The organism is Alteromonas sp. ABH4_453 (genome assembly GCF_056160665.1).
This window is the reverse complement of record NZ_JBSWXP010000009.1, coordinates 157,401-184,103: the sequence shown is the minus strand read 5'-3', so window position 1 is coordinate 184,103 and position 26,703 is coordinate 157,401. Positions and strand designations below refer to the sequence as shown.

25 protein-coding genes are annotated in these 26,703 nt (G+C 45.0%); 11 read left to right on the top strand and 14 right to left on the bottom strand.

Annotated elements, in window-relative coordinates:
- Positions 1-2 precede the first annotated feature (2 nt).
- The 4 genes from ACXAGV_RS17645 to ACXAGV_RS17630 form a co-directional block, all read right to left on the bottom strand.
- Complete coding sequence (locus ACXAGV_RS17645; RefSeq protein WP_474874360.1) at positions 3-470, bottom strand: hypothetical protein; 468 nt, start codon at positions 468-470, stop codon at positions 3-5.
- A 233-nt stretch (positions 471-703) separates the two neighbouring features.
- Entirely contained in the window at positions 704-1,975 is a 1,272-nt protein-coding gene (locus ACXAGV_RS17640) for an NRAMP family divalent metal transporter (RefSeq protein ID WP_474874359.1), read from the bottom strand.
- A 181-nt stretch (positions 1,976-2,156) separates the two neighbouring features.
- Positions 2,157-2,954 carry a substrate-binding periplasmic protein gene (locus tag ACXAGV_RS17635; RefSeq protein WP_474874358.1) on the bottom strand — a complete coding sequence of 266 codons (798 nt, stop codon included), beginning with the start codon at positions 2,952-2,954 and terminating at the stop codon, positions 2,157-2,159.
- Between the two features lie 19 nt (positions 2,955-2,973).
- On the bottom strand, positions 2,974-4,092 hold the full coding sequence (locus ACXAGV_RS17630; RefSeq protein ID WP_474874357.1) for a hypothetical protein: 1,119 nt from the start codon (positions 4,090-4,092) through the stop codon (positions 2,974-2,976).
- A gap of 257 nt (positions 4,093-4,349) precedes the next feature.
- On the opposite strand from ACXAGV_RS17630, the gene ACXAGV_RS17625 reads away from it, so the two are divergent.
- The 4 genes from ACXAGV_RS17625 (at position 4,350) to ACXAGV_RS17610 (ending at position 6,480) form a co-directional block, all read left to right on the top strand.
- Positions 4,350-4,691 carry a Rho-binding antiterminator gene (locus ACXAGV_RS17625; RefSeq protein WP_474874356.1) on the top strand — a complete coding sequence of 114 codons (342 nt, stop codon included), beginning with the start codon at positions 4,350-4,352 and terminating at the stop codon, positions 4,689-4,691.
- A 49-nt stretch (positions 4,692-4,740) separates the two neighbouring features.
- A complete protein-coding gene (locus ACXAGV_RS17620; RefSeq protein ID WP_474874355.1) occupies positions 4,741-5,127 on the top strand; it encodes a VOC family protein in 387 nt (128 codons plus the stop codon).
- A 93-nt stretch (positions 5,128-5,220) separates the two neighbouring features.
- Positions 5,221-5,532 carry a hypothetical protein gene (locus ACXAGV_RS17615; RefSeq protein WP_014948122.1) on the top strand — a complete coding sequence of 104 codons (312 nt, stop codon included), beginning with the start codon at positions 5,221-5,223 and terminating at the stop codon, positions 5,530-5,532.
- A 222-nt stretch (positions 5,533-5,754) separates the two neighbouring features.
- On the top strand, positions 5,755-6,480 hold the full coding sequence (locus tag ACXAGV_RS17610; RefSeq protein WP_474874354.1) for a YitT family protein: 726 nt from the start codon (positions 5,755-5,757) through the stop codon (positions 6,478-6,480).
- 425 nt (positions 6,481-6,905) lie between these two features.
- Here ACXAGV_RS17610 and alr read toward each other — a convergent pair whose 3' ends face one another.
- Positions 6,906-7,982: an alanine racemase gene (gene alr, locus ACXAGV_RS17605; RefSeq protein ID WP_474874353.1), complete on the bottom strand. Its 1,077-nt coding sequence runs from the start codon at positions 7,980-7,982 to the stop codon at positions 6,906-6,908.
- Between the two features lie 190 nt (positions 7,983-8,172).
- On the opposite strand from alr, the gene murQ reads away from it, so the two are divergent.
- Together murQ and ACXAGV_RS17595 are read left to right on the top strand one after the other, a co-directional pair.
- Entirely contained in the window at positions 8,173-9,186 is a 1,014-nt protein-coding gene (murQ, locus tag ACXAGV_RS17600; protein ID WP_474874352.1) for an N-acetylmuramic acid 6-phosphate etherase, read from the top strand.
- Positions 9,187-9,204: 18 nt separating this feature from the next.
- A complete protein-coding gene (locus ACXAGV_RS17595; protein WP_474874351.1) occupies positions 9,205-10,752 on the top strand; it encodes an exo-beta-N-acetylmuramidase NamZ family protein in 1,548 nt (515 codons plus the stop codon).
- A 159-nt stretch (positions 10,753-10,911) separates the two neighbouring features.
- Here ACXAGV_RS17595 and ACXAGV_RS17590 read toward each other — a convergent pair whose 3' ends face one another.
- Both ACXAGV_RS17590 and ACXAGV_RS17585 read right to left on the bottom strand, forming a co-directional pair.
- Positions 10,912-11,982, bottom strand: coding sequence for a mechanosensitive ion channel family protein (locus ACXAGV_RS17590; RefSeq protein WP_474874350.1), 1,071 nt, complete (start codon positions 11,980-11,982; stop codon positions 10,912-10,914).
- 106 nt (positions 11,983-12,088) lie between these two features.
- Positions 12,089-14,062 (bottom strand): glycoside hydrolase family 3 N-terminal domain-containing protein, encoded by a 1,974-nt coding sequence (locus ACXAGV_RS17585; RefSeq protein WP_474874349.1) that lies wholly within the window; start codon positions 14,060-14,062, stop codon positions 12,089-12,091.
- 220 nt (positions 14,063-14,282) lie between these two features.
- Here ACXAGV_RS17585 and ACXAGV_RS17580 point away from each other — a divergent pair, with 220 nt between their 5' ends.
- Both ACXAGV_RS17580 and ggt read left to right on the top strand, forming a co-directional pair.
- On the top strand, positions 14,283-15,659 hold the full coding sequence (locus ACXAGV_RS17580) for a Na+/H+ antiporter NhaC family protein (RefSeq protein ID WP_474874348.1): 1,377 nt from the start codon (positions 14,283-14,285) through the stop codon (positions 15,657-15,659).
- Positions 15,660-15,735: 76 nt separating this feature from the next.
- Entirely contained in the window at positions 15,736-17,454 is a 1,719-nt protein-coding gene (gene ggt, locus ACXAGV_RS17575) for a gamma-glutamyltransferase (RefSeq protein ID WP_474874347.1), read from the top strand.
- Between the two features lie 128 nt (positions 17,455-17,582).
- On the opposite strand, the gene ACXAGV_RS17570 is transcribed toward ggt, so the two are convergent.
- Positions 17,583-18,053, bottom strand: a complete 471-nt coding sequence (locus ACXAGV_RS17570) for a LabA-like NYN domain-containing protein (protein WP_474874346.1) — start codon at positions 18,051-18,053, stop codon at positions 17,583-17,585.
- A gap of 89 nt (positions 18,054-18,142) precedes the next feature.
- On the opposite strand from ACXAGV_RS17570, the gene ACXAGV_RS17565 reads away from it, so the two are divergent.
- Positions 18,143-18,850 (top strand): PepSY domain-containing protein, encoded by a 708-nt coding sequence (locus tag ACXAGV_RS17565; protein WP_474874345.1) that lies wholly within the window; start codon positions 18,143-18,145, stop codon positions 18,848-18,850.
- Positions 18,851-18,976: 126 nt separating this feature from the next.
- Here ACXAGV_RS17565 and ACXAGV_RS17560 read toward each other — a convergent pair whose 3' ends face one another.
- The 5 genes from ACXAGV_RS17560 to ACXAGV_RS17540 all read right to left on the bottom strand — a co-directional run bounded on the left by ACXAGV_RS17560 (position 18,977) and on the right by ACXAGV_RS17540 (position 24,347).
- Complete coding sequence (locus ACXAGV_RS17560) at positions 18,977-19,393, bottom strand: VOC family protein (RefSeq protein WP_049588357.1); 417 nt, start codon at positions 19,391-19,393, stop codon at positions 18,977-18,979.
- 11 nt (positions 19,394-19,404) lie between these two features.
- Positions 19,405-20,811 carry an aldehyde dehydrogenase family protein gene (locus tag ACXAGV_RS17555; RefSeq protein ID WP_474874344.1) on the bottom strand — a complete coding sequence of 469 codons (1,407 nt, stop codon included), beginning with the start codon at positions 20,809-20,811 and terminating at the stop codon, positions 19,405-19,407.
- Between the two features lie 315 nt (positions 20,812-21,126).
- Positions 21,127-22,425, bottom strand: a complete 1,299-nt coding sequence (locus ACXAGV_RS17550; protein ID WP_474874343.1) for an adenylosuccinate synthase — start codon at positions 22,423-22,425, stop codon at positions 21,127-21,129.
- Positions 22,426-22,929: 504 nt separating this feature from the next.
- Complete coding sequence (locus tag ACXAGV_RS17545) at positions 22,930-23,112, bottom strand: DUF2065 domain-containing protein (RefSeq protein WP_474874342.1); 183 nt, start codon at positions 23,110-23,112, stop codon at positions 22,930-22,932.
- 56 nt (positions 23,113-23,168) lie between these two features.
- Positions 23,169-24,347 carry an aminotransferase class V-fold PLP-dependent enzyme gene (locus tag ACXAGV_RS17540; RefSeq protein ID WP_474874341.1) on the bottom strand — a complete coding sequence of 393 codons (1,179 nt, stop codon included), beginning with the start codon at positions 24,345-24,347 and terminating at the stop codon, positions 23,169-23,171.
- Positions 24,348-24,611: 264 nt separating this feature from the next.
- Between ACXAGV_RS17540 and ACXAGV_RS17535 the strand changes: the two genes are divergently transcribed.
- Positions 24,612-25,031 (top strand): hypothetical protein, encoded by a 420-nt coding sequence (locus tag ACXAGV_RS17535; protein WP_474874340.1) that lies wholly within the window; start codon positions 24,612-24,614, stop codon positions 25,029-25,031.
- Between the two features lie 151 nt (positions 25,032-25,182).
- Here ACXAGV_RS17535 and trxA read toward each other — a convergent pair whose 3' ends face one another.
- Positions 25,183-26,052, bottom strand: coding sequence for a thioredoxin (gene trxA / locus ACXAGV_RS17530; RefSeq protein ID WP_474874339.1), 870 nt, complete (start codon positions 26,050-26,052; stop codon positions 25,183-25,185).
- Positions 26,053-26,304: 252 nt separating this feature from the next.
- Here trxA and ACXAGV_RS17525 point away from each other — a divergent pair, with 252 nt between their 5' ends.
- The gene (locus ACXAGV_RS17525; protein ID WP_474874338.1) at positions 26,305-26,637 is read left to right on the top strand and encodes an Mpo1-like protein; all 333 of its coding nucleotides are present in this window, start codon (positions 26,305-26,307) and stop codon (positions 26,635-26,637) included.
- Positions 26,638-26,703: the final 66 nt, after the last annotated feature.

Genomic DNA, 26,703 nt, shown 5'->3' with positions numbered 1-26,703 from the left:
ATTTATAAAGAGCGAACTCGTGTGTTGCAAGTAGCCACCATCACCCGCCACACGAGTTTAGCTCGCTCGTTCAAATTACTGATTCTCGCACCCCATGCCTCTTCCATGGCGTTCTGCCATACGTTACAAGTCTCGATTGCGTTGCCGTAAAGCGGGGCTAGAGACAAACTGATTCTCAATGACTCAAGCCATTCAATAAATAGCGGGTCGTGTCGCCCTGTTTGACGCAGCTGCGACAATTGAAGCGATGCTTGCTGCTTCATTCCTTGTAACCGCCTGTAAATTTCTCGCGGATCTTCTTGCTGCCCTAAAAGATGAAGCTCTCTTTCGATGTCGTAAGCGTTGTTCCATTGAATAGATTTCGACGTATCTTCTGCGCACCCCCACATCGCCATGAACACGAGGCTAAGGAATAAAAAGTTTGCGAATTTACGAGAAAATTGTGACGAGAACAGGATTACGTTACGCACTTAGCCGCGCCCTCCTTAACAGCATTGCGGTAAGTATAGATGAGTCTTACATGATTACATGCTTAAGTATGCGTTATTAACCTAATTTACTAACTTAAGAGTACGCTAGGTAAACCTATTAATATGACTAGATAACTATTGTGCGCAGGCATCGGATTTTTTCGTAGGGCGTCCGCAGCTGAATGATCCAATGCAACCCACTTGCCTATTAAAGTTTGGTACAAGAGAAGCCATTAGCTAGACCACTTCCACCAAATAAACACCATTAGAAAGCCAAACAGATAAACCAAGCCTAAATAACTCAGTAGCTTTACAGCAATATTGGGAGCGGCATCTTTATGTAATTCAGTTCGCGCCACTAGTCTATGGTTCAGCCAAGCAAACATAGGCGTCGTGACGAAGGCTAGCGTCATTGCGAAGCCTAGCATGGCCAATAACGCAGACTTGAAAAAAAGCACAATAATAAAACTGAATACTGCCATGGACAGTAAAACTGGCGTAACAAGTGTAGTACGGGCCGCTTTGTTCTTGTTAAGCAGTAACGCTATCGCCTCAGCGACTACCCGAGCGTAGCCGTCATACACGGTTAACGCCGAGCCGAATATACAAAGAAAGGCGACAACGGCGATAAGCAAGTGCGCCCACTGCCCAATGGTTGACGAGTACATACTGATAAGCTGATGAGAAAAGCCAATGCCGCTTGTACTCAACTCGGTGCCGCTACCATATAAGATTAATGCGCCTAACCCTAAAAACAATAACGCTAGAATAACCGTAACCCCGTAGCCTAAATTAAAGTCAAAGAGCGCAGATTTAGGCGTAACCGCCTGGTCTTTGCACTGGCGCTTTAACCAAAGTGAGGTAATGGAGGAGATTTCAATTGGTGCAGGCATCCACCCCATTGTTACCACTAAAAAGCCTAAGGTGGCGAGTGTCCATGGAGAGGGCTGCGAATCAGCGGGGGTGACCGGTGCGGTGTAATTGCTAAGGGCAACAATAAATACAGCAAGTGTTGCCACCACAAGCACACCCATTATGCCTTTGGCAATGTTGTCCAGGCCTTCAAAATGCCCTGCCAGTAAAATCAGTAATATAAGTGCTAAAACTACTGAGGCAGACACCGCTATGGCTATATCAAATGGAATAAAGTACGACAATAAACTAGCTGCAAAAAGTAACAGCGCGGCAGCATTAACTACCGACGCGATACTATTTAGGCACAAGGCAATGGCTAAATACCGTTTGCCCATTTCTAGATAACCTTGCTGCAAGGTTTGCTTCGTGCTGATGGTGTAACTTACGCCTGCCCTGAAAAACGGATATTTGAGAAGGTTTACCAATAGTATTAGCAGCGCTAATTGCCAGCCAAACTTTGCCCCTGCTTGAGTGGATGCCACTAAATGGCTTCCACCTACCGCCGCCGTTGCCATCAGCACACCAGGCCCAAGTAATTTTAGTAAGGTGATAGCGCGGGCAAAGAAGGGTGTTTCAGCTGTGTACGACAAGGCAACCTCTAAATGGGCATTAGAAAATAGCCGTTAACCATATCAGTTTAATAATCAGCAGAAAAGACACTAAGCGGCAGGAAAATAGAATGGAGGGTAGGTTGCGAACACTGCTGGTTCGCAACCTAGTTTTCGATTTAAAACAACCTGAATTAACTAGGGTTTGGCTAAAAATTTTATGTTAGCGTCGGTCGAAATTCACTTTTTTCTGAGGGTGCTGGTAATAACCTTCTTTCAGCAGACGCTTGAAGCGCGTTAACTTCCCGTCTAGCGTCAGTTCTTCTAACCCTTTGTTGAATAAAGACAGTATAAGTTGACTGTCCCCTTGACCTTTAGGTACTAGAAGGTGCGTGGTGACGGTAGAAATAAACGGCTTGATTGGCATTACATCTCTGCGCTCTCCCCTGGTGAAATCGCGCTGAAGTAAATACCAGCCGGTAAGTTCATCAATGGGGAAAACATCGATATCACCGTTTATCAGAGCTTCTAAGTTCGCTTTATCAGTCTCGCGCTCCACTACGCTTTCGTTACCTTTAATGAAGGTAGCAAGCTCATCGTTATATAAATACCCTTGCGTAACACCCATTTTGAGGTCTTGTATATCGCTAAGGTCACTCCAGCTATCAGGGCCTTTTTCGGCGTTAACATAGAACACCAAGCTTTCTGCGCTTATTGGGTTGCTGTGGAAAAATTCGCTTTCTCGAGAACGTACAAAGTTGCCGTATGAAATGGCGTCATATTCGCCTTTTAAGGTTGCTTCCAAGGCTTCTTCCCAAGGCAAGGATACAAACTCCACTACAACACCTGTCTCTAAGAACGCATCGGCGATAATATGATTTATATAGCCTTCGTGCTGCATGTCAGTTGACGTATAAGGCGCATATTCTGTGGTCGCAATGCGCAGTTTCATCCATGAATGGGCAAAACTTTGCATTGGAATTAGCGCTAGTATAAATGTCGCTATAAGTAATGATCGCATGTCAAAGTCCTGTAAGTGATTAGAAGTAAATGCCAAGGTTTATGTTCAAGCGGTGGGTGGTTTCTTGTCTTCCACCTAAGTCTAGCCCCACGCCTGGGCCGCCTGAGAACCACATGTTTTTGCCTTGAATACTATCTACATATACAAACAATTTATCCCAGCCAAAGCTACAGCCATTTATCCACTGCGAAGAGTTTTTCCCTTCACTTCCTTCACCTTTTGCCACGCTGTACTCTGAGTAACAAGTAAGTGATTCTATGTGAGTAAACTTATAAGGCACAGAGTACACAAGGTTTGCTGAATAGGTTTTACCGTCGGCAGCCGCCAAAAATGGAAAGGTAAAAGAGGATAGCGCTATGCGATCGTCTGCTTGACCTTCTGGTGCAGCTAAATCGTACTCATAGTCGATATACTGTAGTTCGACCTTTATATCGCCTTGGGTATGACGCATATGCACGGCATAGGCATTCATATCACCATCATCTAGGGTATCCAAGTTTAAAATATTGCCGTATTGATACGACACACCAATGTCGGTAGTGGCACCACGAATAAAGTTCGCTGAATAATTAGCCCGCAAATTATATTGGCCGTCTTCTTTGTTTCGATATTCACCGTCATCCGCCACGTCAAACGAATAGCGCCCAAACTCAGCGGCATCGTTGTACTCGTCGTTCATAAAATAGGCGGCTTGAAAATCCCAGTTGCCCCAATCGTGGTTTATTTTCACCCCAGCATCGTAATCATCTTCGAAGCCAAGATAATAATTTACCGAGAACCAAAAGTTGTTGCTGGCAAAGGGCTGTAGGCCAAACGGGGTTTGCGTTATGCCTGCGGTGATTTCGGTTTGATCATCAAAATGATAAGTAAGGTCAGCGAAGCGTACGGTATCGAAATCAGTGTTTTCGTACCATCTATATTCGGCCTTATAGCTAAATTGTTCTGACTCACCCGACACGCCAAGTTTGAATGATTCAAATTCGAAACCATCTCTAAACTCGGGGATTTGCCAGTCTTGATGCCCGTAGTTAACCCTAACATGACCGCTCAAATTAAAGGGTAGTTCGTCGGCATTTGCGAAGCTTGAGGTGCACGAGGCTATTGAAACTAAAGAAAATGCGGATAGTAGCTTGTTCATTACTGTTCCTGTATTGAATTTTTGGCGGGAACCCTTTGCTAAAAAATGCCTCTAAGAAACATAAGGGGCGTTCAAGCGCTTAGATGTATAGCGCACCAAAATAAATCCTTCAGTACTAACAATACTGAGCAAACCTTAAAAAAAGATCATTTGTTAAGGTCAGACTTCTGTGAAGTGACTCATGCAAATTAATCGCCCCCCGCAAGGCGGAGGCATTTAAACATTGGTCCTTTACGGTGGAAAGTGAAGCGCTATGTATGCGCGGTAGATGCGGAAAGTTTTGCTGTGAACGTCAGGTCTACTCTACTAATTGGTCGCCACTTGAACAGCGAATAGGGGAATATGTGAACATAGCGTGCCAGCTTTACGACTACATCGAAATTGCCTGCATGTATGAGCTTGAGGTGAGCGTAGTATTAAAAGACGGGAATACGGTAAAGGGTACAGCACTGACCACAGTTATCGATAAACGCAACGACGTGGCCACAGAGTGTATTCAAATGTCCATCGACCAAACCAAGCAAAATATTGCGCTTAATGAAATCGCTCAACTTCATGCAATAACTGACAACCCGCATTTCAGCTCAGTCAGCTTTTAGGTAGTATGCGCAGCTAACTTAGCTTAACTTTATGACGTGATCCTGATTTATGACGCAAAACCTCTCGGCCATTACTTTTTTTGTAGACGACTACGACAGTGCCATTGAATACTTCACCACGGTTTTAAACTTTACCTTAACCGAAGACAAAGTAACCGGCGAAAACTCGCGTTTTGTTCTGGTAACCCCACCACACAGTGCTACGAGCTTGTTGTTGGCGCAAGCAAAAAATGACACAGAAATTGCACTCATTGGCAGCCAAGCCGCCGATAAAGTATTTTTAATTTTGAATACTGACGACTTCTGGCGCGACTTCAATGCCATGCAAAGCAAAGGGGTGGCATTTTTAGAAACCCCTCGGGAAGAAGTGTATGGTACGGTAGCCATCTTTAGAGATAAGTTTGGCAATAAGTGGGATTTGATCCAAACCACCTAATTGCACTTTATATTAAGTGCGCCTTGTCGTTGCGATATTTTTCGCGGCAAGGTTTTAAGTGAATAGTGAAAGAAAGTAGAGGAGAAGTAGCACGTGCAGGCGATGAAGCGTTCCATTATTGCTGATGTTGTTGCAATAGCGGCAATAGCACTTTTGATCACTACGACGTTTTATTGGATAGAAGCAAGGCGCGAAGTCATAATTCTCTGCGACAATTTTACGCCTGGCGTATCGAAAAAAAGTGTCGAACGCCAGCTAGATACTGCAAACTTATTGTTGTGGGATACAGAGTTTGTTGCAAATGGCAGCAAAATTGAAGCATATAGCCCTCTACACCTAGGCATTATGAAATGCAGTGTAGAGTTTAATAAGCAAGATACCGTTGTATTCTCTATTGTTGAGTAATCAGACTCCCTAGCAGCTTCCTCTACTTTTTGCGTTTTATGTGAACCAGGTTGGTGCAACGTTTACATCGACGCAACACCCTATTCACCGGTGCGCTAAAAGTCGTAAAGGCAAACTTACCTTCCGCCATTTATCGCACCGAGTTAACTTTTCATCTCGCTGTAACCTACTGTGTTGTAAACGTATAATTACGCTGTGTCTTCTTAACGCAAACTTTTTCTTATGCAAAAAACAAAACACAGTGTCATCGAGGATGTTTTCGCCCTGATAAGCGCCGGCTTGTTTGTTGCTTTTGGCGTATATTTATTTCAGTCTCAAGACTTAATGGTAGGTGGCGCGGCAGGCTTAGCGCTATTAGGTACTTATGCCGTAGATATGGACTTCGGCTTGCTATTCTTTCTGATTAACTTACCGTTTTACACCCTAGCTTGGACGCAAATTAGCAAGCGTTTCACCATTAACACCTTCATATCCGTCACCACGGTTTCTGTACTAACCGAGCAAATTCCAGCGTTTGTGGATATTAGCCACGTAAACCCATTTTTTGCGGCGGTATTTGGCGGTATTTTAATTGGTGTAGGTATGCTGATGATGTTTCGTCATAGCTCAAGCCTTGGTGGCGTTGGTATTATGGCGTTCTATTTACAACAGCGTTTCAATATTAGAGCCGGTACATTCCAGCTGACCGTAGATAGCTGTATATTACTTAGTGCTCTGTTTTTCATCGCTTGGCCTTTAGTGCTGATTTCAATTTTAGCGGCATTTTGTTTGAACATGGTTATTTCGCTTAACCATAGACCAGAGCGTTACTTCCCAGTGCAAGGCGAATCTGAATCAAAAAAGGCAAACGCTGAGTCAAACAATGCCGAGACCAATCACATGGAAAATCGTGCTGAAAACAGCCTAGAACAGTGCTTAGACAGCGAACTTCGCGCACAAAACGGCTAAATTTACTCAGCCAGTCTTTGTCATTCGGTCATAAATTTTCGCTGTTACTCCCCTCAAAAAGAGACAGCAGCGATGATTAGGAATACAAATAAAAAGCCCGGTTAGGCACAACCTAACCGGGCTTTCTTGTATCTTTTATTTGTATTCCTAGACGCCTACAACAAACCTATTGCTTCTTCTGAACAGGTCTTGACGGTCGACTTACTACTCCACGGTTCACTCTTGGACGAGAAAACGAAGTACGCATACAAACCTCACTTATGAGTTGTTGCTCAGCACAGTTGGAGGCGAAACATTCACCGCAATCCCGCAACCAAGCCAATACAGTATAGGCTCAAAATGGGGGTGAAAGTCTCATTCTTTTAATGAATAGTGCTTTATTAAAACTTATATAAAGATTGGCCAAATTGGCACTGCTTTGAAAGTTAAAGGTATTTTACAATGCGCGGCACCCGTTGAGAAACGCGGGTCATTAACTCGTAGTCGATAGTGTCAGCATTAGCCGCAACTTCCTGAATTGGCACATTCTGCCCCCAGAGTTCAACTTCATCGCCCACCGCGACGTTGTCGATATGAGTTACATCGACTGTGATCATGTCCATAGAAACGCGGCCAGCTAAATAGGCGCGTTTACCTCTAATCATTACAGGCGTGCCGTTTTTGCAGTGTCTTGGATAGCCATCGGCATAACCAATGCCTACGGTTGCAATTTTGCTGGGCTTACTTGCTACCCAGGTTTGACCATAACCAATTCCCTCGCCTGCCGGTATGGTTCGTACCGCTAATACACTGGAGCGAAGTGTCATGGCAGGGTAGATTTCAATGTCGAAATTTTGTGAGGTAGAAACGGCACCGCCATAAACCCCCACACCTAAACGGTTCCAAGCATTTCGACTTGCAGGCCAGTTTACCGTGGCGGGAGAATTAGCCACGCTGGTTGGCAAGCCCAATTTACTCGCTACTTGATTGAACGCATCGATTTGCGTGTTGGTAAAGTTATTATCTACATCGTCAGCGCACGCAAAGTGCGTAGCAATAACCGTTTGCTCGCTAAGTAAATGATTGTACTTAACAGCAATCCCCTCGATATCGGAAAGGGCAAAACCCAACCGGTGCATGCCGCTATCCACTTTAAGCCAAATATGCGGGCGCTGCTGTTCGGGGCAGCTTTCTAACCACCTAAGCTGTTCTTCGCAGTGCATAACCAAAATGCAGTTATGCTGAAACGCCATTTGGCACTCTTTTGCCTGATGTGCCCCTTCTAACACCACAATAGGCACAGAAATTCCCGCGTCGCGAAGCGCAATGGCTTCTTCAATTATTGCTACGGCAAAACGCGAAGAAACATGCTGAAGAATGCGCGCTAAATTTACTGCTCCATGACCATAAGCATCGGCCTTTACTACCGCCATAGACTGACTTGAGGGCGCTAAAGCAGCAAGGGCTTTAAAGTTACTTAAAAGGGAATCAGCATGAATGATAGCTTGCGTTTGTCGGCTCACAGAAAAACACGTTCCTTAAATGTTTAATGAGAAAGAATATCGAAAGTCAAAGTGTACCACGAGAAGCATATTAGCTGCGCAGGATTAATATTGAAAAACCTACTGTCTAACGCAAGGTTTCTTATGGCATAAAATACCGTTATGCTTTGCGCTAGCTCATTATCACATTTTCGTTGCCCCAAGGTTTTCAATGTCTTCGCACAATCTTTCTAGTTCAGAATCGTCTGCCAACGCCAGTATTAAAAATACAGTCAGTACTGACAATCAAGCGACAGGTAATAAACCCACCGTTAACGAATTAGCCCAGTCACTGAATAAAATTGTGTCAGAAGGCAGAAACCCAGACACCCTCGATATAGACACGCTAAGCACCGAAGGTATTCTTGCCCGCATTAACAACGAAGACGCGAAAGTGGCAAACGCAGTTACCTCGCAAATTCCGCAAATTGGAAAAGCGGTGGATGCTGCAACCATTAGCATTAAAAATGGTGGCAGGCTTATTTATATAGGCGCGGGGACCAGCGGCAGGCTGGGCATACTTGATGCGGTGGAGTGCCGCCCCACGTTTAGCGTACCTGATGAACTGGTTATTGGCGTGATAGCTGGCGGTGAAAAAGCCATTCAGCACGCCGTTGAAGGTGCTGAAGACAACTTCAGCGCGGGGCGTGCTGATCTTGAAGCGGTATCCCTAAACCAAAACGATACCGTTATTGGTATTTCGGCAAGCGGTCGTACACCCTATGTAAGTGGCGCACTGGAATATGCCCGTTCGCTTGGCTGCTTTACCGGCGCTATTGCATGTAGCCCTAACGCCGCTATTTTTACCAATGCTGATGTAGCTATATGCCCAGTTGTTGGGCCCGAGGCACTTACTGGCAGTACGCGCATGAAGTCGGGTACGGCGCAAAAGCTAATTCTTAATATGATTAGCACCAGCACAATGATTAAGCTGGGGAAAACCTATCAAAACTTAATGGTAGATGTGAATGCCACTAACGAAAAACTAAAAGCCCGTGCGCTTCGCATTGTTATGCAGGCTACGGACTGCAGTGAAAATGCTGCTTTAGCAGCGCTTAGTGCGTGTAATAACAAAGCTAAAGTTGCTATTTTAATGGTATTAACGGGGCAATCTGCCGAGCAGGCCGCCGCTCAATTAGATGCTAGCGGTGGGTATTTACGTTCCGCCGTGAATAGAAGCGAGTAACCACGGTAAACTAATGCTATGAAGGTTTTAACTTCGGTCACATTGAACAAGGTATTTAGACGCCTAACGTCGAGCGCATTCATTGCAGTACTATCTCCAGCACTAATTGGCTTATCACTTAACGGCTGTGCACAAAAAAGCCTATCTACACATGTATATACAAGTGATACAGGTAGCAACGCGAAGCATCCTACATTAATAGAAAAGCAGCCTGCGCCAGGGACTAAGCAGTCCGTATCAAGAGGGGATAAGCAGCCCGTATCAAGCACTAAGCAGTTTACTGTAGGCGCTGAACGCTATTCGAAATACCTGCACTTGCTAGCAGGTAAACGGGTTAGTTTAGTGGTAAACCAAAGCGCGTTGGTTTCGAGCCACAGCGCATTGCCTTCTAGCAAAGTTGAGCCTGAAGAGCGCGAATCAAGCAACAGCTTGGCTACACAAAAAAATAAGATAAATACAAGCCAGCGCAATCAGCATCTGCTTGATGCCCTACTTCAACGCAGTATTAATGTTGTAAGTATTATGTCACCGGAGCACGGATTTAGAGGAGACAAAGGTGCTGGCGAAAAGGTAGATAGCAATATTGATGCTAAAACCGGTATACCTATTCACTCCCTTTACGGCGCAACCAAAAAGCCTTCCCCCGACACGTTGGATGGCATCGATGTGATTGTTTTCGATATTCAGGATGTAGGCGTACGCTTTTACACCTATTTAAGCACCTTGCACTATGTGTTGGAGGCGGCCTTTGCGCGTAATATCGACGTTATCGTGTTAGATAGGCCAAATCCTAACGGCCGCTTTGTTGACGGGCCAATACTACAATCTGAATTTTCGTCGTTCATTGGCATGCATCCTATCCCCGTCTTACACGGTATGACCTTGGGCGAACTTGCTCAAATGATTGTGGGGGAACAGTGGTTAGATATTGACGCGAGCAGTTATGACAACGCTAAGCTTACCGTTGTCCCGGTGCAGGACTATCAACGCACTGCACATTATTCATTGCCCGTAGCGCCTAGCCCTAACCTGCCAAACGATTTATCGATACGCCTTTACCCAACGCTGTGCTTTTTTGAGGGCACCGACGTGAGTATAGGTCGCGGTACTGACTTTCCTTTTCAACTTATTGGCCACCCGTTTGTTGAGTTTGGTAAAAGCAAGATACCGGTAAATGCAAATAGTGCAGCGCCCCACCCTAAACATGAAAATACTCTGCTAAGTGCACATGTCTTTTCTTATGCTGATCCTACGATCTTGGAAGGCTCTGACTCTAAGCAAACAACTCACAAGCGCTCACCAATTAGTGGCTTAGATATCACTACATTGATAGATGCCTATTCTCGTTTTTCTGACTATAACAAGATGATCAGCGCCAGTGATGCCTCTGAAGAAACCTTCTTTACTCGCCCAGATTTCTTCGACAAATTAGCGGGTACCGATGCGCTACGATTTCAAATTCAAGCCGGCAAAACACCTGCAGAAATTCGCCAAAGTTGGCAGAAAGAGTTAAGCAAATTTAGAGAAAAACGAAAAGCATACCTGCTTTACGAAGACACGGATTGATGTACAGATAAACGCCTTTACCCTTGAGGATTTTAGGTATCTTATCAAGGTAAATGTGGAGGAAGCGTTAGCGATGCCAAACTTAACACACGACATGTAAGTAAGCACTCACACCCGCATAAACCCAGGCTTATTCAAATCCAAAAAAGTTAGTAAAAACTAACCTTCTTCATTTTTTGTTTTTACCAAAGCTGCGAGCTGAGCTTCAGCGGTGGCTTTTTGATGTTTAAGCTCATCTCTGTTTTCACCGTCACTTTCAGCGATTTTTGCATCAATATCGGCGATCGTCTGCATCAGCGTTTCTTTACTTTTTTCTTTTTGCTCTGCCTCTTCAGCCTTGTCAAAAATAACGTCTTCAGGAGATGCTTCTTCTTGCTTAGTGTGTCCAGGCGATTTAGCTATCATTTTCAAACCGTCAGGCTGGGGGCGTTGGTTCATAAAGCTAGGAGAAACAATTTCAATATCGGCATTATGCAAAGCGTCGAGTACGTCTTTGTGAAGCCTTGAGCGCGCGCTCAGCAAACTCTTCACTTCAGTTAGTAGACCTGAAATGCGATAACTTACTGAAAAGTCGCCTAGCCCAACTACTTGCACAAATGGCTCTGACAGCTGGGCATTTTCAGCTGCCACAAGTAAGTGCTTTTCAATAATGCTGTGATGAATATCGTAACCTAAGCTGATATCCACACTAACAATTGCGCCAGACGCTCTGGTCACAGAAACGGGCGAATTCACCATCAGTGTATTGGCAAAGGCAATAAGCTCTCTGCTCTCAGTCTGAATTTCCACATCGAGCAAGCCCATTTCGGTAACGCGACCGCTGTAGCCTTCTACCTTGATAAAGTCACCCACTTTAAACGGACGGTTTACACGAAGTACGATCCCCGCCATCAAATTCCCAACCATAGTGGTAGAAGAAAAGGCAATCACACCTGATATAAGTACGCCGATAAGTGCAATAACCTGATTTCTAGTACTCTCACTTACAGGGAGCGTCATAGCAATTACGACAGCGCCAATGATAGTAAGTACCAACATTCCAACTTGGCGAGGTAACTTTTGCTCACTAGTAAGATGGCTTTGCTTGGCTAGCAGAAGGTAGTGCAGTGCGATGAGCGCACTTATTACCAATACAATAGCGACAAGGAGCGGAATAAAAGGGAACAACGCACTTAATACCGTATCGACTAATGACGTTTGCGTAGCGCCTGATGTATTTGTTGTATTCACGATACTTCCTTTTGAAATGGCTTTTGAAATGGCTTTTGGCTTGGCTCTTAGTTCGCACTTAAATGGGCAATATCTTTGGTTTTGGTCTCTGCTTTCGCGTGGCCACCTATTTCAACGAAACAGGTGAACGTCCCTCAGCGAGCGCGCTACCCAGTAATACATCAACCAAAGCATTAAGACTATAGCTCGTAACGTGCTGATTTTCTTTGTCACTTTGCTGTGTAATGTTCACCGCATAACTAAATGTAGCAATAGCAACATCGGCTAGCTCTTTCACGTCATGCGCTTTGTATGGCATGCGCAGTGGCGTAAAGACCACGGTTTTATTCTGTGCTTTCGCAGCAACCATTATTTTCTTGCTAAATGCCATCACCTCAGTTTCGCTTGCGCGTCGTTTTACATGCTCAGGTAAATCGACTCCTCCTAATTCATAGTTAGCATGGAGCGGGCTAATATTACCAACCACCAGCACGTCAGCTTGTTTTAATAGATTCATTGCTAATTGGGTTTTAGGTAACGCAGTTAACGGCAAACACGCAAACTCCAGAGTCGTATTGTTGAAGTTGGAACGTGCGCGTGTAAGCGCGGCTTCAAATGCTAAACACCTTGCTGCGTCTGGCATAAGCGCCAACCAGCGATTTGAAGTTATTGGCAACTCTTCCTTCCCGAAGAGTACAGATACCGACGACTTGGAAAGCGCTTTCTCAATTTGAATTCCTCGGTTTTTCAAACTGTTAGGGTTATTCATTGAAGCATTCTCTTTCGCTTCACTGAGCCACCACGACATGGGCTTGGAAATAAAATTTTGCAGAGCAAAGCGCTGTTTTGCCTTAATAATACGATTATGAGATGCTTTCAAGAAAGCGCTTTCTGACATTCGATTTGCTGCATTATCCAAAAGTAACGCGAACTTTTTTATGTCGTCTTGGGTTCTTATGGTGAACGGCATAAGCGCAATGTCAGCACCTGCGCTGAATGCACTGACTAATGCTTCTTCATGAGAGAAGAACTGAGTAATACCTGCCATGTCTAACGCGTCAGTAACGATAAGGCCTTGATATCCTAATTGGTTGCGAAGCAAATTACTTAGTATCTTCTTCGACAAAGTAGCAGGAACTATTTGTGACTTACCATGCTTATCAATAATTGTTGTATCGTCTAAAGACGGGTACTGAATGTGTGCACTCATTATCATTGCAGGAGGTGTTGCACTATTAATGATATTCGCAAAAGGAAGGATGTCACCCGCCATAGCTTGCGCTTTGCTATGTGTTACTTGCGGCAAGCCGCTGTGGCTATCTACATGGGTATCACCATGGCCTGGAAAATGTTTGATAGCACTCATTACACCTGTACTTTGCATAGCACTGACAAATGTCTGCCCGAGTGCGGCTACCTGCTCTGGGTTTTCCGAAAAGCTGCGTACGTTAATAACGGGGTTCTTCGGCTCGCTATTTACATCAATCGAAGGCGCAAAATTGGTGTTTATTCCCAGCGGTAAAAGCGTTTGGCCAATATGCGATGCCACACTTTGTGCAAATGCGCTGCCTCGCTGGTGAAAAGTGGCGCCAATGGCCATGTTACCTGCAAACGGCGAGAGCATGTCTGAGGGCAACCTTGCTACTCTGCCCCCTTCTTGGTCGACAGCAATGAATAACGGCTGACGCCCTGCTTTTACCATGTGCTGCTGCATGGTGTAATTGAGCGTAATTAACTGCTTGGTATTTTGAATATTCTCTGAAAACAAAATAACACCGCCGATGTTGTGCGTACTGAGCACATTTAAAAGCGACGGTGGAATTACGGTCATGGGCGTACGGCAGCGCGAAGACGACGTATTGTCTTCACAGAAATAGCGAAAATCCAAAATGATTTTTTGCCCGAGCATGTTTTTTACAGCGCGAATTGTTTCGGCATCAGCGCTGGGCTTAGGATTATTCGAAGCGTTAGCACTTCCAGATTGAGCGGTTGCGCTAGCCGTAAACAGTGAAGCACTTAATAAAATGAGTATGCCTGACAAGATAGCGCTAAGGCCCATCAACGAAGCACGTTTTTTACAAATAACTTGCTGGAATAACAATGTTTATCTAATCCTTGGTAACACGAAGCACAATACGGTACGCTAGCATAAATGAGAGAAGCATGTTCGCCAACTTTGAACTGCAATCACACCTTCTCTTACGCGTTAGTTTATATAATTTGCTACGTGAAAAGACATACCTGTAGGGCACGCTGAACTTAAGAAAAAAATCTTAAGCAGCAGGTCCTAAGCACACATAAATTTAAGTTTGGAAAGAAGTATGGATTGGATGTCAGTCATCCCCCCTCTTGTGGCTATTGCCGTCGTTTTTTGGAAAAAAGAAGTCATTTTAGCATTGGCGCTAGCCGTTCTGTCTGCCGAAGCCTTAATTCTGGTAAATGCTGATATCGCAACCAGCTACATGGCCCCGATTAATGCCATAGAGCGTGTGGTTGATACCGCTGCCAGCCCAGGCAATACACGGGTGCTTATTTTCTCTGTACTAGTGGGCGCGTTGCTCGCATTTATACGTGACTCTGGTGGCGTAACGGCAACGGTCAACTTTCTAGTAAACAAAGGGGTAGCGAAGAGTCGCAAACAAGTTGGCGGCTTGACCATGTTTACTGGCATCGCTGTATTCATAGAATCAAACTTAAGCGTGCTCACTGCCGGCATATTCGCCCGAGGTCTGTTTGACCGTTTCGGCATGAGCCGCGCGCGCTTAGCTTACATCATCGACTCCACCAGCGCGCCCGTTTGTATTTTGATTTTATTGAACGGCTGGGGGGCATTTATACTCAGCCTGCTCGATGCCTACGAACTACCCGCTTCGTCAGCTTCAATTTTATGGGGCAGCGTATTTTTTAACTTTTACGCTGTCTTCACCTTACTGATTGTGGCCTACACTATTTCCGCTGACAAAGTACACGGCCCAATGGCTGAGGAAGAAAAAGCACTCACGCATGTAGAGGTTAACCAAACTACGGAACCTGCCACCAAGGCACGTTTCATGTTAGTACCGCTGATAATAATGGTATTAAGCATGGTTGGCTTCATGTTCTGGACAGGTAATGGCGTATTGTCTGAAGGCAGCGGGAGCAAATCTGTACTTTACGCTACGGCTTTAGCCACTGCTATTGCATACGGGTTGCTGCTCGTACACAAACGTTTTACCCATAAGGAAGCGGTAGAAATTGGTTTTAAAGGGATGGGTGAACTACTTCCTCTAGTAACTATAGTGTTACTGTCGTTAACCTTAGGCAATAGCCTTAAGGTGCTTGGAACAGGCGTGTTTGTCGCGGGCATAGTGGGAGAGTATCTTCCTTTAGTTCTTATTGTTCCCATGCTATTTATTGCCGGAGCGATCATGTCGTTTACCACAGGCACGTCATGGGGCACCTTCGCTATCCTAATTCCTATTGGTGTGCCGCTGATTCAAAGTTTAGGGTTACCCCCTTCACTGGTCATTGGCGCTATTTTGGGGGGCGGCATATTTGGTGATCACTGTTCACCTATTTCCGACACTACTGCCGTATCTTCGCTTGCAGCAGGTACTGACGTATTAACGCACGTTAAAACTCAGTTTCCCTACGCACTATTTGCGGGCGCACTTACGCTTATTGCCTATTTTGTAGCAAGCTTGGTCATGCTTGGTTAATGCCGTTGGTTAAAGTTTGCTGGAAGTCAGTTGCTAATCGCAAAGGTTTAGCAATGTCTGTAACAAGGAGTTTGTAATGAAAAAGCGGATAGCTAACGTCGGGTTTATCTCGATAATAGTGGCATTTATTTCAGTAGTGGCAGCGTGTTCCCATGGGCCAAATGCCCCTGTTGATAGTGCTAGCAACAATACAGTAGGGCTTAGCCAACAGGCCGTTGCTATGCCTGACAGTTACAGTGCCGATGCTGCAATGCAGGTACTCCAAGAAGGGGGTAACGCAATTGATGCTGCTATTACGGCACAGTTTGTCTTGGCTGTTACCCTACCTGAGGCGGGCAACGTAGGTGGTGGCGGCTTTATGACAATAAAGTTTGAAGATAACACCGACTTTTTAGATTACCGTGAAATGGCACCTGAAAATGCCCATCGCGATATGTATCTTGACGAGCAAGGTAATGTAAAACCTTACGAATCCTTGTTTGGGGCTAAAGCGTCTGGCATTCCCGGTACCGTAGCAGGCATGTGGGCCGCGCATAAAAAATACGGCACATTGGATTGGGAGCGTCTACTTGCACCAGCCGTTGATTTGGCCGAGCAAGGTTTTGTGGTTCACGAGAAGCTGGCGAATAACATTGAGCACTATATTGAACGTACCAAAGAAACAGGTATCAATAACAACTTCAGTGAATACTTTGCAGATGCAAAAGCAGGCACTACTTTCAAACAGCCAGAGCTAGCGAAAACGCTTAAAGCTATTCAGCAACAGGGAAAGGATGGCTTTTATAAAGGCGATGTAGCAAATCATATTGTTGATTTTATGCAGCAAAACGGCGGCCTTATTACCTATGAAGACTTACTGGCCTACAAAGCAGTGTGGCGAAAACCTCTTCACCTAAACTGGCAAGGTTATGAGCTGGTGACCGCACCTCCTCCAAGCTCTGGTGGTGTTGCCGTTGCCCAGTGGATTGGCATGCTAGAAGCCTATGACGCAACGCACGATTTGCCAGCGCAAAACAGTACTGAATACATTCACGTTATGTCAGAAATTGGTAAGCGCGTGTTTGCCGATCGCGCTGAATACATGGGCGATCCTGATTTTGTTAGTGTTCCGGTAAAAGCGCTCACTGACGCTAACTATATTACTGAGCGCGCAGCAGATATTCAGCCTACCAGCATTTCTGATACTCCAAGCGTTAAGCCTGGCTTGAAAGAAAGTGAAGATACAACACACTTCTCTATTATGGACAGATGGGGTAACGCTGTTGCCAATACCACAACCATCAACCTTACTTTTGGTAGCGGTGTTGTTGTGACTGGCGCTGGCTTTTTGTTGAATGATGAAATGGACGATTTTAGTGCCAAGCCTGGCGTACCTAACTTCTTTGGCGCAGTGGGTGGTGAGGCGAATGCTATTGAACCATACAAGCGCATGCTGTCTTCTATGACACCAACGCTGGTCACTAAAGACGACCAAGTGGTATTGGTAACGGGCTCTCCGGGCGGCACTACCATTATTTCATCAGTAACTCAGTCGCTATTGAATGCCCTGCTTTACGATATGAGCGCTGAAGCAGCCGTGAACTCACCACGTTTTCATCACCAGCTATTGCCCAAAGACACCATTCGTATGCACGACGGGTTTACAGAGGCAACGGTAAATGAGCTTAAAGCAATGGGCTATACCGTGGATAATCGTCGCTTTGGTGATGTGCATTTAATTAAGCGCACTAAAGAGGGTGTAGAAGCCGCATCGGAAAAAAGCGGTCGGGGTAAAAGCCTAATTCAGCCGTATTAGCACGACCGTATTAGCATCCCCCTATTAGCACAGGGCTGTTAGCTGAGCCACATTAGTTGAGCTCCATTAGTGTAGCTTTGGGGGCTCAGCGTTATTAGTTCAGCCTTTAACAAGGTACAAGCTGAAAACTACAACAACAGCGTGGCGTCGATAGGCACGTACTTAGACGCCACTTTTTGAATACTTTCAGCCGTTAATGTGGGAACGCCGTACACTGTTACGGTTTTCCCTTTTCCTTTAAGGGCGTTTACAAGAATATCGAAATCGCCGTCGCCAGACACCAGAATGATCTCATCAACATCGTTGGCGTGTTCAAGTGCATCTACCGTTATACCTACATCCCAGTCGCCTTTCGCCGAGCCGTCAGCGCGCTGAATAAAAGGCTTTAACTTTACTTCAAACCCAATAGCACGAAGAATGTTTTGAAATTCACGCTGCTTGCTGTCCCCCCTGTCTATGGCGTATGCAAAAGCATGGGCAATATCCAAGTTGTAGGTAAGTTCACGCCAAAACCGGTTGTAATTAAAGTTACGTTTGTACGCCTGACGGCAGGTGTAATACACGTTTTGTACGTCTACCAGCACTAATGCTTTATTCAAAACCACCCTCTTCTTCGGTTTACTCAGTTATTGTTTTCTGATGTTATAGCCTTTTGATAATAAAACCAAAAAACCTGATGATGAAATTTATGCGCAAGGCGCACAACTACCTGGGCTTAATTCTGTTTGCTCAAATAGGCCTATGGTTTATAAGCGGCTTGGTTATGGCTTGGTTACCCATAGATGAAGTAAGAGGCAACCACTTAAAACACGCCGTCACAACGTCGTGGCACAAAGTTACGGTTACCCCTTCCGACATTTTGCGCCGCCACAGCAGCACTGCGGTGCTATCACTCACCCATCGCATAAATGAAGTAGGCCATGCTGACCCAAACACGCTTGATGCTATTCCTGTTTATCATGTCGTAGATGACAACATTGCCTATCGCTACAGCGCATTAACAGGTGAAGCTTTGCAAACCATGCAAGAAAGCGCTATTCGTAAAGCAGCAAAAGGGCAATACGCAGGTACTGGCGATATTGGTGAGACTCAGCTATTAAGCGTTTTACCTCAAGAAGTGCAAAACCTGTCTGCGCCATTATGGCAGGTAAACTTCAATGATGACCTTAATTCGCGGTTTTATATCGACCCAAACACAGGCAGTGTTCTTCGCGTACGAACCGACACATGGCGGCTGTTTGATTTCATGTGGATGCTGCACATAATGGATTATAAAGACAGGAGTAACTTTAACACGCCGTGGTTAATTGCTTTTTCGGGCTGCGCCTTTTTATTCACTCTTACCGGCGTTGCGCTTTTATATAAACGCTTCAAACCGAAAAAGAAGAAGCACTAGCCAAGAGCCTGTAATCTTTAACGTACTAACTTTGGTCTAGATGGAAGTCTTTTAAAGCGCTTAACAATGCTGACCACAAAGAGAGCTGCGCTACAGGACGCTAACAAAGAGTAAAGACCCTAAATATTATGAAGCGAAAAGCTGAGAAATATCGGCGAACGCTTTGAACTCTAGGGCGTTGCCGAAAGGGTCTTTGAAAAACATGGTGGCTTGTTCACCCGGCTTGCCTTTAAAACGAATATAAGGTGCGATAACAAACTCGGTATCGGCAGCCTCTAATTTACTTGCCAGTGCTTGCCAATCGTCCATGGTTAGCACAACGCCAAAGTGCGGCACCGGCACAGCATGATCGTCTACCCCGTTATAAGCAGGCGGTGACGGCATGGCCTCTACACAGTGCGTCACTAATTGATGGCCGAAGAAGTTCCAATCTATCCACTGGGTGTCACTGCGGCCCTTTTCACAGCCTAACAACTCACCGTAGAACGCTTCTGCGTCGGTTAAATTAGTGACCGGAATGGCAAGATGAAAAGGTTGAACCATGAAAACTCCTGTTATAAAAACTTCTTAAGCAACGACAGCTTAAACTTAGAAAACGGCGCATAACGAAAGAATACGTCGAGGGCGAATGAACGTTTCATTACCGTTTTAATATGACTGAATGTATCAAAACCTGCTTGGCCATGATAGTTACCCATGCCGCTATTTCCTACGCCACCAAACGGTAACTCAGGGTTAGTCATAAACAGCATAGTGTCGTTAGTACACACACTGCCTGAACTGGTTTTGCTGATAATATTACCAAGCACATCATCCTTATCACTAAATGCATAAAGTGCGAGTGGCTTAGGCCTGCTGTTCACAAACTTAATACCCGCCTCCATGTTGTCAACAGTGATAATAGGTAGAATAGGGCCGAAGATCTCTTCTTTCATTAGCGGGCTATCTAGCGATGGCTCCAGAACAAGGGTAGGCGCCATTGCTGGACGAGATTCATCTAGCTCGCCGCCATACACCACATTGACGTTTTCAAGGTAACTTTCAAGACGTTTTAAGTGTCGATGATTGATTATATTGCCGTAATCTCGTGACGATAAAGGCGCTTTGCCGTATTGCTTTTTCAGCTCTTTTTTAACCGCATCAATAAGCTTTTGCTCAAAGCCCTTTTCAACAATGACATAGTCAGGCGCAATGCACGTTTGGCCTGCATTCATCCATTTACCCCACACTAAACGGCGCGCGGTTACAGCAAGGTTTGTGTTTTTATCAACAAAGCAAGGACTCTTACCGCCAAGTTCAAGGGTTACAGGCGTTAAATGTTTGGCCGCGGCGCTCATGACAATTTTGCCCACCACTTCACCACCGGTGTAAAAAATATGGTCCCATTTGCAGGCAAGAAGCGCCGTCGCTTCATCTTTACCGCCTTCTATTACTGCAACGCATGAATTATCCATATATTGAGGGATAAGCTTAGCCACCAGCGACGAAGTTTCTTCAGCCAATTCAGAGGGTTTCAATACCGCACAGTTGCCCGCTGCGATGGCAGCAATGTAAGGAGCTAGTAGTAACTGCAGCGGGTAATTCCACGCTCCGATAATAAGCACAGTGCCAAGGGGCTCAGGCTTGCGAAAGCTCTTACCTGGCCATGCCACCATGGGCGTTGATACTTTGCGTGGTTTTGCCCATTTGTCCAAATGCTTGAGCGTATGCTTGATATCAGAAAGCAGAAACCCTTGTTCCGCTACCATGGCTTCGGTCTTACATTTGCCCAGGTCATTTTTAAGGGCCTGTAAAATGTCGTGCTGGTTGTCTTTAAGCAGGGTTTCTAATGCCTTTAACTGGCTTTTACGCCACTCCAAAGACTGGGTTTTTCCTGTATCGAAACTGTCGTTAAGCTTGTGAACGACGTCAACGAAACACACGCCAGTTTCCACTGCGTGAAGAGAAGGTCTATTTGGCATAAGAAGGCTCCGATAGCATAACACCCAATGCAACAATTCTATGGCTCATCGTAAGATTGTTGTCGGGCAAAGCAGCGTAATAATTAACTGATACTATCTTATATTAATAGGGATGTTCGAAGACAACGCAACTAAATTGTTAATTAATGTTTAATGCGTTCGCGTTTTTACACGCTAATCGTCGGATTTACATTCGTGAAATTCAGATGCCGAAAATGAGGTGTGATAGAAGTAAGTGAAAAAGAAATAAAATTCGTAAGCAAACAAAAAAGCCCGGTAAACACCGGGCTTTAGAAGGTATGTAACGCTTTGCCTCTACGCGTCGTAAGGGCTGCGTAGAACGATAGTCTCGTTTCTGTCAGGGCCTGTTGATACGATATCAACCGGCACACCTGTTAGCTCTTCAAGACGCTTAATGTAGTTTTTCGCCGCTTGTGGTAGCGCTTCAAACTCAGTTACACCAAAGGTGTTATCTGTCCAACCCGGCATTTCTTCATAAACTGGTGTCACTTTTTCGTAACCGTCAGCCGCCATAGGTGGAACGTCTTTCACGTTACCGTCTGCATCTTTATAGCCTACACAAATTTGAAGGCTTTCAAGACCGTCTAGTACGTCAAGCTTAGTTAAGCAGAAACCTGTAATAGAGTTGATTTGTACTGCGCGTTTCATCGCAACTGCGTCGAACCAACCCGTGCGGCGCTTACGACCTGTGGTCGCGCCAAACTCGTGACCTTTAACACCTAAGTGTTGGCCTACTTCACAATCTAGCTCAGTAGGGAAAGGGCCTGAGCCTACACGCGTGGTGTATGCTTTTACAATACCCAATACGTAATCTAGCTTAAGCGGGCCAAAACCAGCGCCCGTTGCTACACCACCAACGGTAGTGTTTGACGACGTAACATAAGGATAAGTACCGTGGTCGATGTCTAGAAGTGTACCTTGTGCACCTTCAAACATAATAGGTAAGCCAGCATTGTGTGCTTTGTCTAGTTCGTCAGTTACATCAACAACCATTGCTTTAAGAATGTCAGCAACTTCCATTGCACCTTTTAAGGTGTCATCAAAGTCTACTGCTTCTTCGCCATAGTACTGAGTAAGCGTGAAGTTATGCACGTCTAGCACTTCTTTCAGCTTTGCTGCGAAGTCTTCTGCATTAAACAAGTCGCCAACGCGTAATCCACGACGGGCTACTTTATCTTCATACGCTGGACCGATACCACGACCAGTTGTACCAATTGCTTTTGCGCCGCGGGCTTTTTCGCGCGCTACGTCTAGTGCAATGTGATAAGGAAGAATAAGCGGACAAGCTTCACTAATCTTTAATCGCTCACGCACTGGAACGCCACGCTCTTCAAGCATAGTCATTTCTTTCATTAGTGCGTCAGGGCTTAGCACAACACCGTTACCAATAATACAGGTAACATTATCGCGTAGGATGCCTGATGGGATTAAGTGAAGTACGGTTTTTTCACCGTCGATTACTAGAGTGTGACCTGCATTGTGCCCGCCTTGGTAACGAACAACATATTTTGCGCGATCAGTGAGTAGGTCTACGACCTTGCCTTTACCCTCGTCACCCCATTGAGTGCCGAGTACCACAACGTTCTTTGCCATGAATCATATGTGTAAGAAAATTAGGCGGGGATTCTACAAAATTCTAGGGCAAGGATCACCTCTTTTTCGAACAAAAATACGACTATTTTATTTTTATTTTTGAAATCACAAAGATGACTCACTGCCACTCGAGCCTTTTTGAAATAAGGCTTGGCTTCTTATTTTTCAGCACAAATATTCTAAGACGCTAATTTTTAAAGCTTTCTAAACATTACCTGGTATTAAAGCTGAACAGACGGTCTACCGCAGTCTGCACTACGCCCATCTATATAACGTTTTGCTATTATTCGCGGGCATTGGATTGCTTAAAAGCCAATGAGGTATTCAAAGGGCTGAAAATATACCTCTGAATGTTGAATACAGGTTTAAGAGCACACTTTTCAGTCAACGGTAAAGTCGCGCTCCTTTTCGTACTATGTATTATGGTAAAGCGTGTGGCAGTGTTTGATGAGGTCCGTTTTCACACCGCTTCACGCCTCTTAATGCCTAGATCTGGGCGCTAACTCAACTGAAATAAAACAGCAGTAGTGTGCCTATTATCACAAGGGTTCCGCCAATTTGACGCAGTTGATTGCTGGGCTGCTGGCTTATCTGAAGTAAATAATTGCGCCATTTATTCGGAAAAAGAAGCGGCCCTATTCCCTCTATAATAAGTACCAACGCTAAAGCGGGTAATAGCCACTCCATAAAACTATCCTTAAATAAGTGTGACGTTAATGTTTACGTATGTTTAAAGCAACGACTTACGCTTTCTGATTCAGTGCGGTTAAATCAATGTACTCAGGGGTGTGGTACAGACCAAAACCAAACCGTAAGCGGTTTCCTCTAAAATCGGTAAGGATATGGTGCTCTTTAAGCGCTGAAGCAAGGGCTTTTGTTTCATCGGCACTATCTAATTCAAAGGTAAGGAAATGTCCCCGGTGTGCTTCATCACTTACTGCTAGATGTTTTTCGTTTAGCAAGGGATGATTGCAAGCTGCAAGCTTCTCTAGAAATGTGCGCTGCATGCCCATTACGTATTCGTTAACTGTGGCTACATCAATGCCATTGTCGTCGAACATACGAAGCACGGCTCTTAATCTGTAGAGCGCGGTAAAATCCATGGTCGCACCAGCAAAGCGCATTCCATCTAGACTATATTGAACGCTGTCTTTGCCGCCAACCTTGCGAGGCTTATCTAGCTCGCCAAACTCTGCAAACCAGCCTGTATATGCGGGTCTTAGCTCACAGCCCACGGGTACGTGCGCAAAACATGCGCCCTCTCCTGCCTGAGCATATTTGTAACTACCGGCAAGATAAAAGGCTCGCTGGGCAATGTTCGCTATATCGGTAGGCTTTGCCATAAACCCGTGATAGCCATCAACCACAATAAGAGTATTGTCGTTAGTTACGCTATTTACGATATCTGTAACATCGTTCACCACGTATCCGGAATTAAAAAACACCTGACTAAAGAAAACTAGCTCGGGATCGTGTTCGGCAATGGCGGCCTTAAAGCGCGACGCAAACGTATCGTAGGGTTTAGTAGGTACGGTAATAAGTTCTATCGCCCCCTGCTCCTGCAGCCTACTCGCTTGGCGCTGAAAACTGTGAAACTCGCTGTCTGTCGACACTACTTTATAAGGCGCAGCACTATCGATGCAGCTCATTACGCGATAAAGCAGCTCATGGGTATTGGGCGCAAAAACGATTTGCTGTGGTGCACCAGTGTTCAGTATGTTGCTAATGCGCTGCTGTAGCTCTGGCACCAAAGTTTGGAAGAAATATCCCCATTTTTCGTCAACATACTTAGCGCTGTCATCCCAGTAGTTGAGCATTGCATCACGCGTGCAGTCGGGCCAAAAGTAGTGGCTGTGACATGCATAATGCTGTTTACCTTTGTTCGCATTAAGAAAACCCGTATAAAAATGCTGATATGCCATGCTCTATTGCCCAATATAAAAACTGCGTAAACCCTATCAAATTTCTACCTTTTTCGCATGATTCTGCGCCTGCAACAAAACATTTATTTACAAATTAAGTGTAAATTGTTTTGCCCAAATCGACGTGCTTAGTGATATTTCTTATATAAACACAACCACAGCAAATTTTAAGAACTCTGCTATACCCTATAGAGGCAGGATGTTTTTGTTAGCCGAGTTAGCAAGCTCCGTCTGTTCCACGCAGACAAACATTAAAGGTATTTTATGCGTTTTCCTAAATACGGAAATTATTCATTGGATGTCTCAGGTAACGTACTTGAGGTGTTTGCAACCGGGGCGTGGAACCTGAAAACGACAGAGTTTTTTATAGAAGAAATGCATGAACTTATCGCTAAGTTCGACAATAAGCCTTGGGCTGCCTTAATGGACGGACGCCGTTGGGTATTATCTACGCCGGAATGTCAGACCCGATTGGCGGATGCAATAAAGGTGAATATTTCGAAAGGGCTTACTCGCTCAGCCTATGTGCTAGATAGCGGAATGGTTAAGCGTGCCCAGCTAGAACGTACCCATCCTTCCAAGCAACGTGACATTGAAGCAAGCAACTATGAACGGGAGTATTTTGAAAAATACTTTGAGGCGATTAACTGGCTACACAAGGAAGGTTTCTCACCTATTCGCTAGTTTTTAACGAACACGACGGTCGACTCAAAGATATCTTTATTTTCAAAAATATCGGGGTAGTTGTAAGAACCAGTTGATTGACCATACAACAAACTTCTAAGCCTAAGGAGACGGTTTTAGCGTTACGGTGAACGCTAAAACCCGAATAAGCTTAGTACAACAAGCTGTACACCTTACGACGATACTCTGACTTAAGCGGATCGCCGTCAGCGAGTGCGTTCATCATATCCATCATTAACTTTCTGGCATCGCCAAAGCCAAGCTCTTTCTTTAATACAGTGTAAAGAAGCTCTAGTGCGTCTTGCGCTTTATTTGCCTGCTGCAGCTGTACAGCTAAGTCCACCTTAAGCTGTAGGTCATCAGGGTTCGCCTCTACTGCCGCTTGAAGCTGGCGTATTTCAGGCGTGTCTGCCGCTTGCTCTGCCAGTTCAATTTTCCCTGCTAAACTTTTATAGCGAGAATCTTGATCTACCAGCTTAATCTCTTCGAGCAGTGCTTTAGCTAAATCGACAGAGCCGGTCTCAACGTAGCAGTCAATAAGCATATATTTCGCGTTTACGTTCTCTGGGTTGAGCGTTAAGGCTTCTTTTGCTGCCGGTAGCGCCTCTGCATACTCACCTTGCTGAATTGCTTTACCCGCTGTGGCAAGTAAATCATCTTCTGGATTAGGTAAATATTTAGCTAGCATTTCGCGAATTTGCGGCTCTGGCTGTACACCAGCGAAACCATCGACAGGCTGACCGTTTTGCACCACCATTACCGTTGGCAGGCTTCTAATACCAAACTGCGCAGCTACTTCTTGCTGCGCTTCACAGTCTACTTTGGCCAGAATCAAATGCTGACTATATTCACCTGCCAGCTTTTCCAGAATAGGCATAAGGTCTTTACAGGGTTCACACCAATCTGCCCAAAAATCGATAAGTACCAGCTTTTCTTGCGATGCTTCTACAATAATTTGCTGAAAGTTTTCTACCGTAATATCTACGATGGTTGCTTGGCTATTCGCAACGAGATTTTCCATAACGCAGGCCTTTGATTTCTTGTATTGAGAGGAATATGGGGCAGGTGCTGTAAAATTACAAGGTTAAGGGGAGTTATCTTTCCGTTTAGAATGAGCGGGCATACTCCTTTTTTTAAAAGCAGTTATTTCGCATTTGTCGCTTTTACGACAATATGTACCTTCAACAAATGTTAATGTAATGTAAAGCTGCTGAACTGGGCTGCTTTATTATTATGCCACCCTACTTCTATAAGATTTGGCCGAGAGGGTTTTATGACTACACAAACAAGTACAGACACTCAGTTTGCTTCATTCAAAGAGTTTTACCCGTTTTATTTAAATGAACACAAGGATAGTACATGCCGCACGCTTCATTTTATCGGCTCTTGGCTAGTACTTAGCGTTATAGCGCTAGCGATATTTACGGCAAGCTGGTCGCTACTGTGGTTTATTCCTCTGGTAGGTTACGGCTTTGCTTGGGTAGGTCATTTCTTTTTTGAAAAAAATCGCCCCGCGACATTTAAGCATCCCTTCTATAGCTTGATGGGCGATTGGGTCATGTTTAAAGATATTCTTGTGGGCAAAATTAGCCTTAAAGGCGAATAAAACTCAAGTGACTAGAAAGACGGCCTGCCTTCTATTAGTACTGATAACCGCCATTGCTAGCGCCCA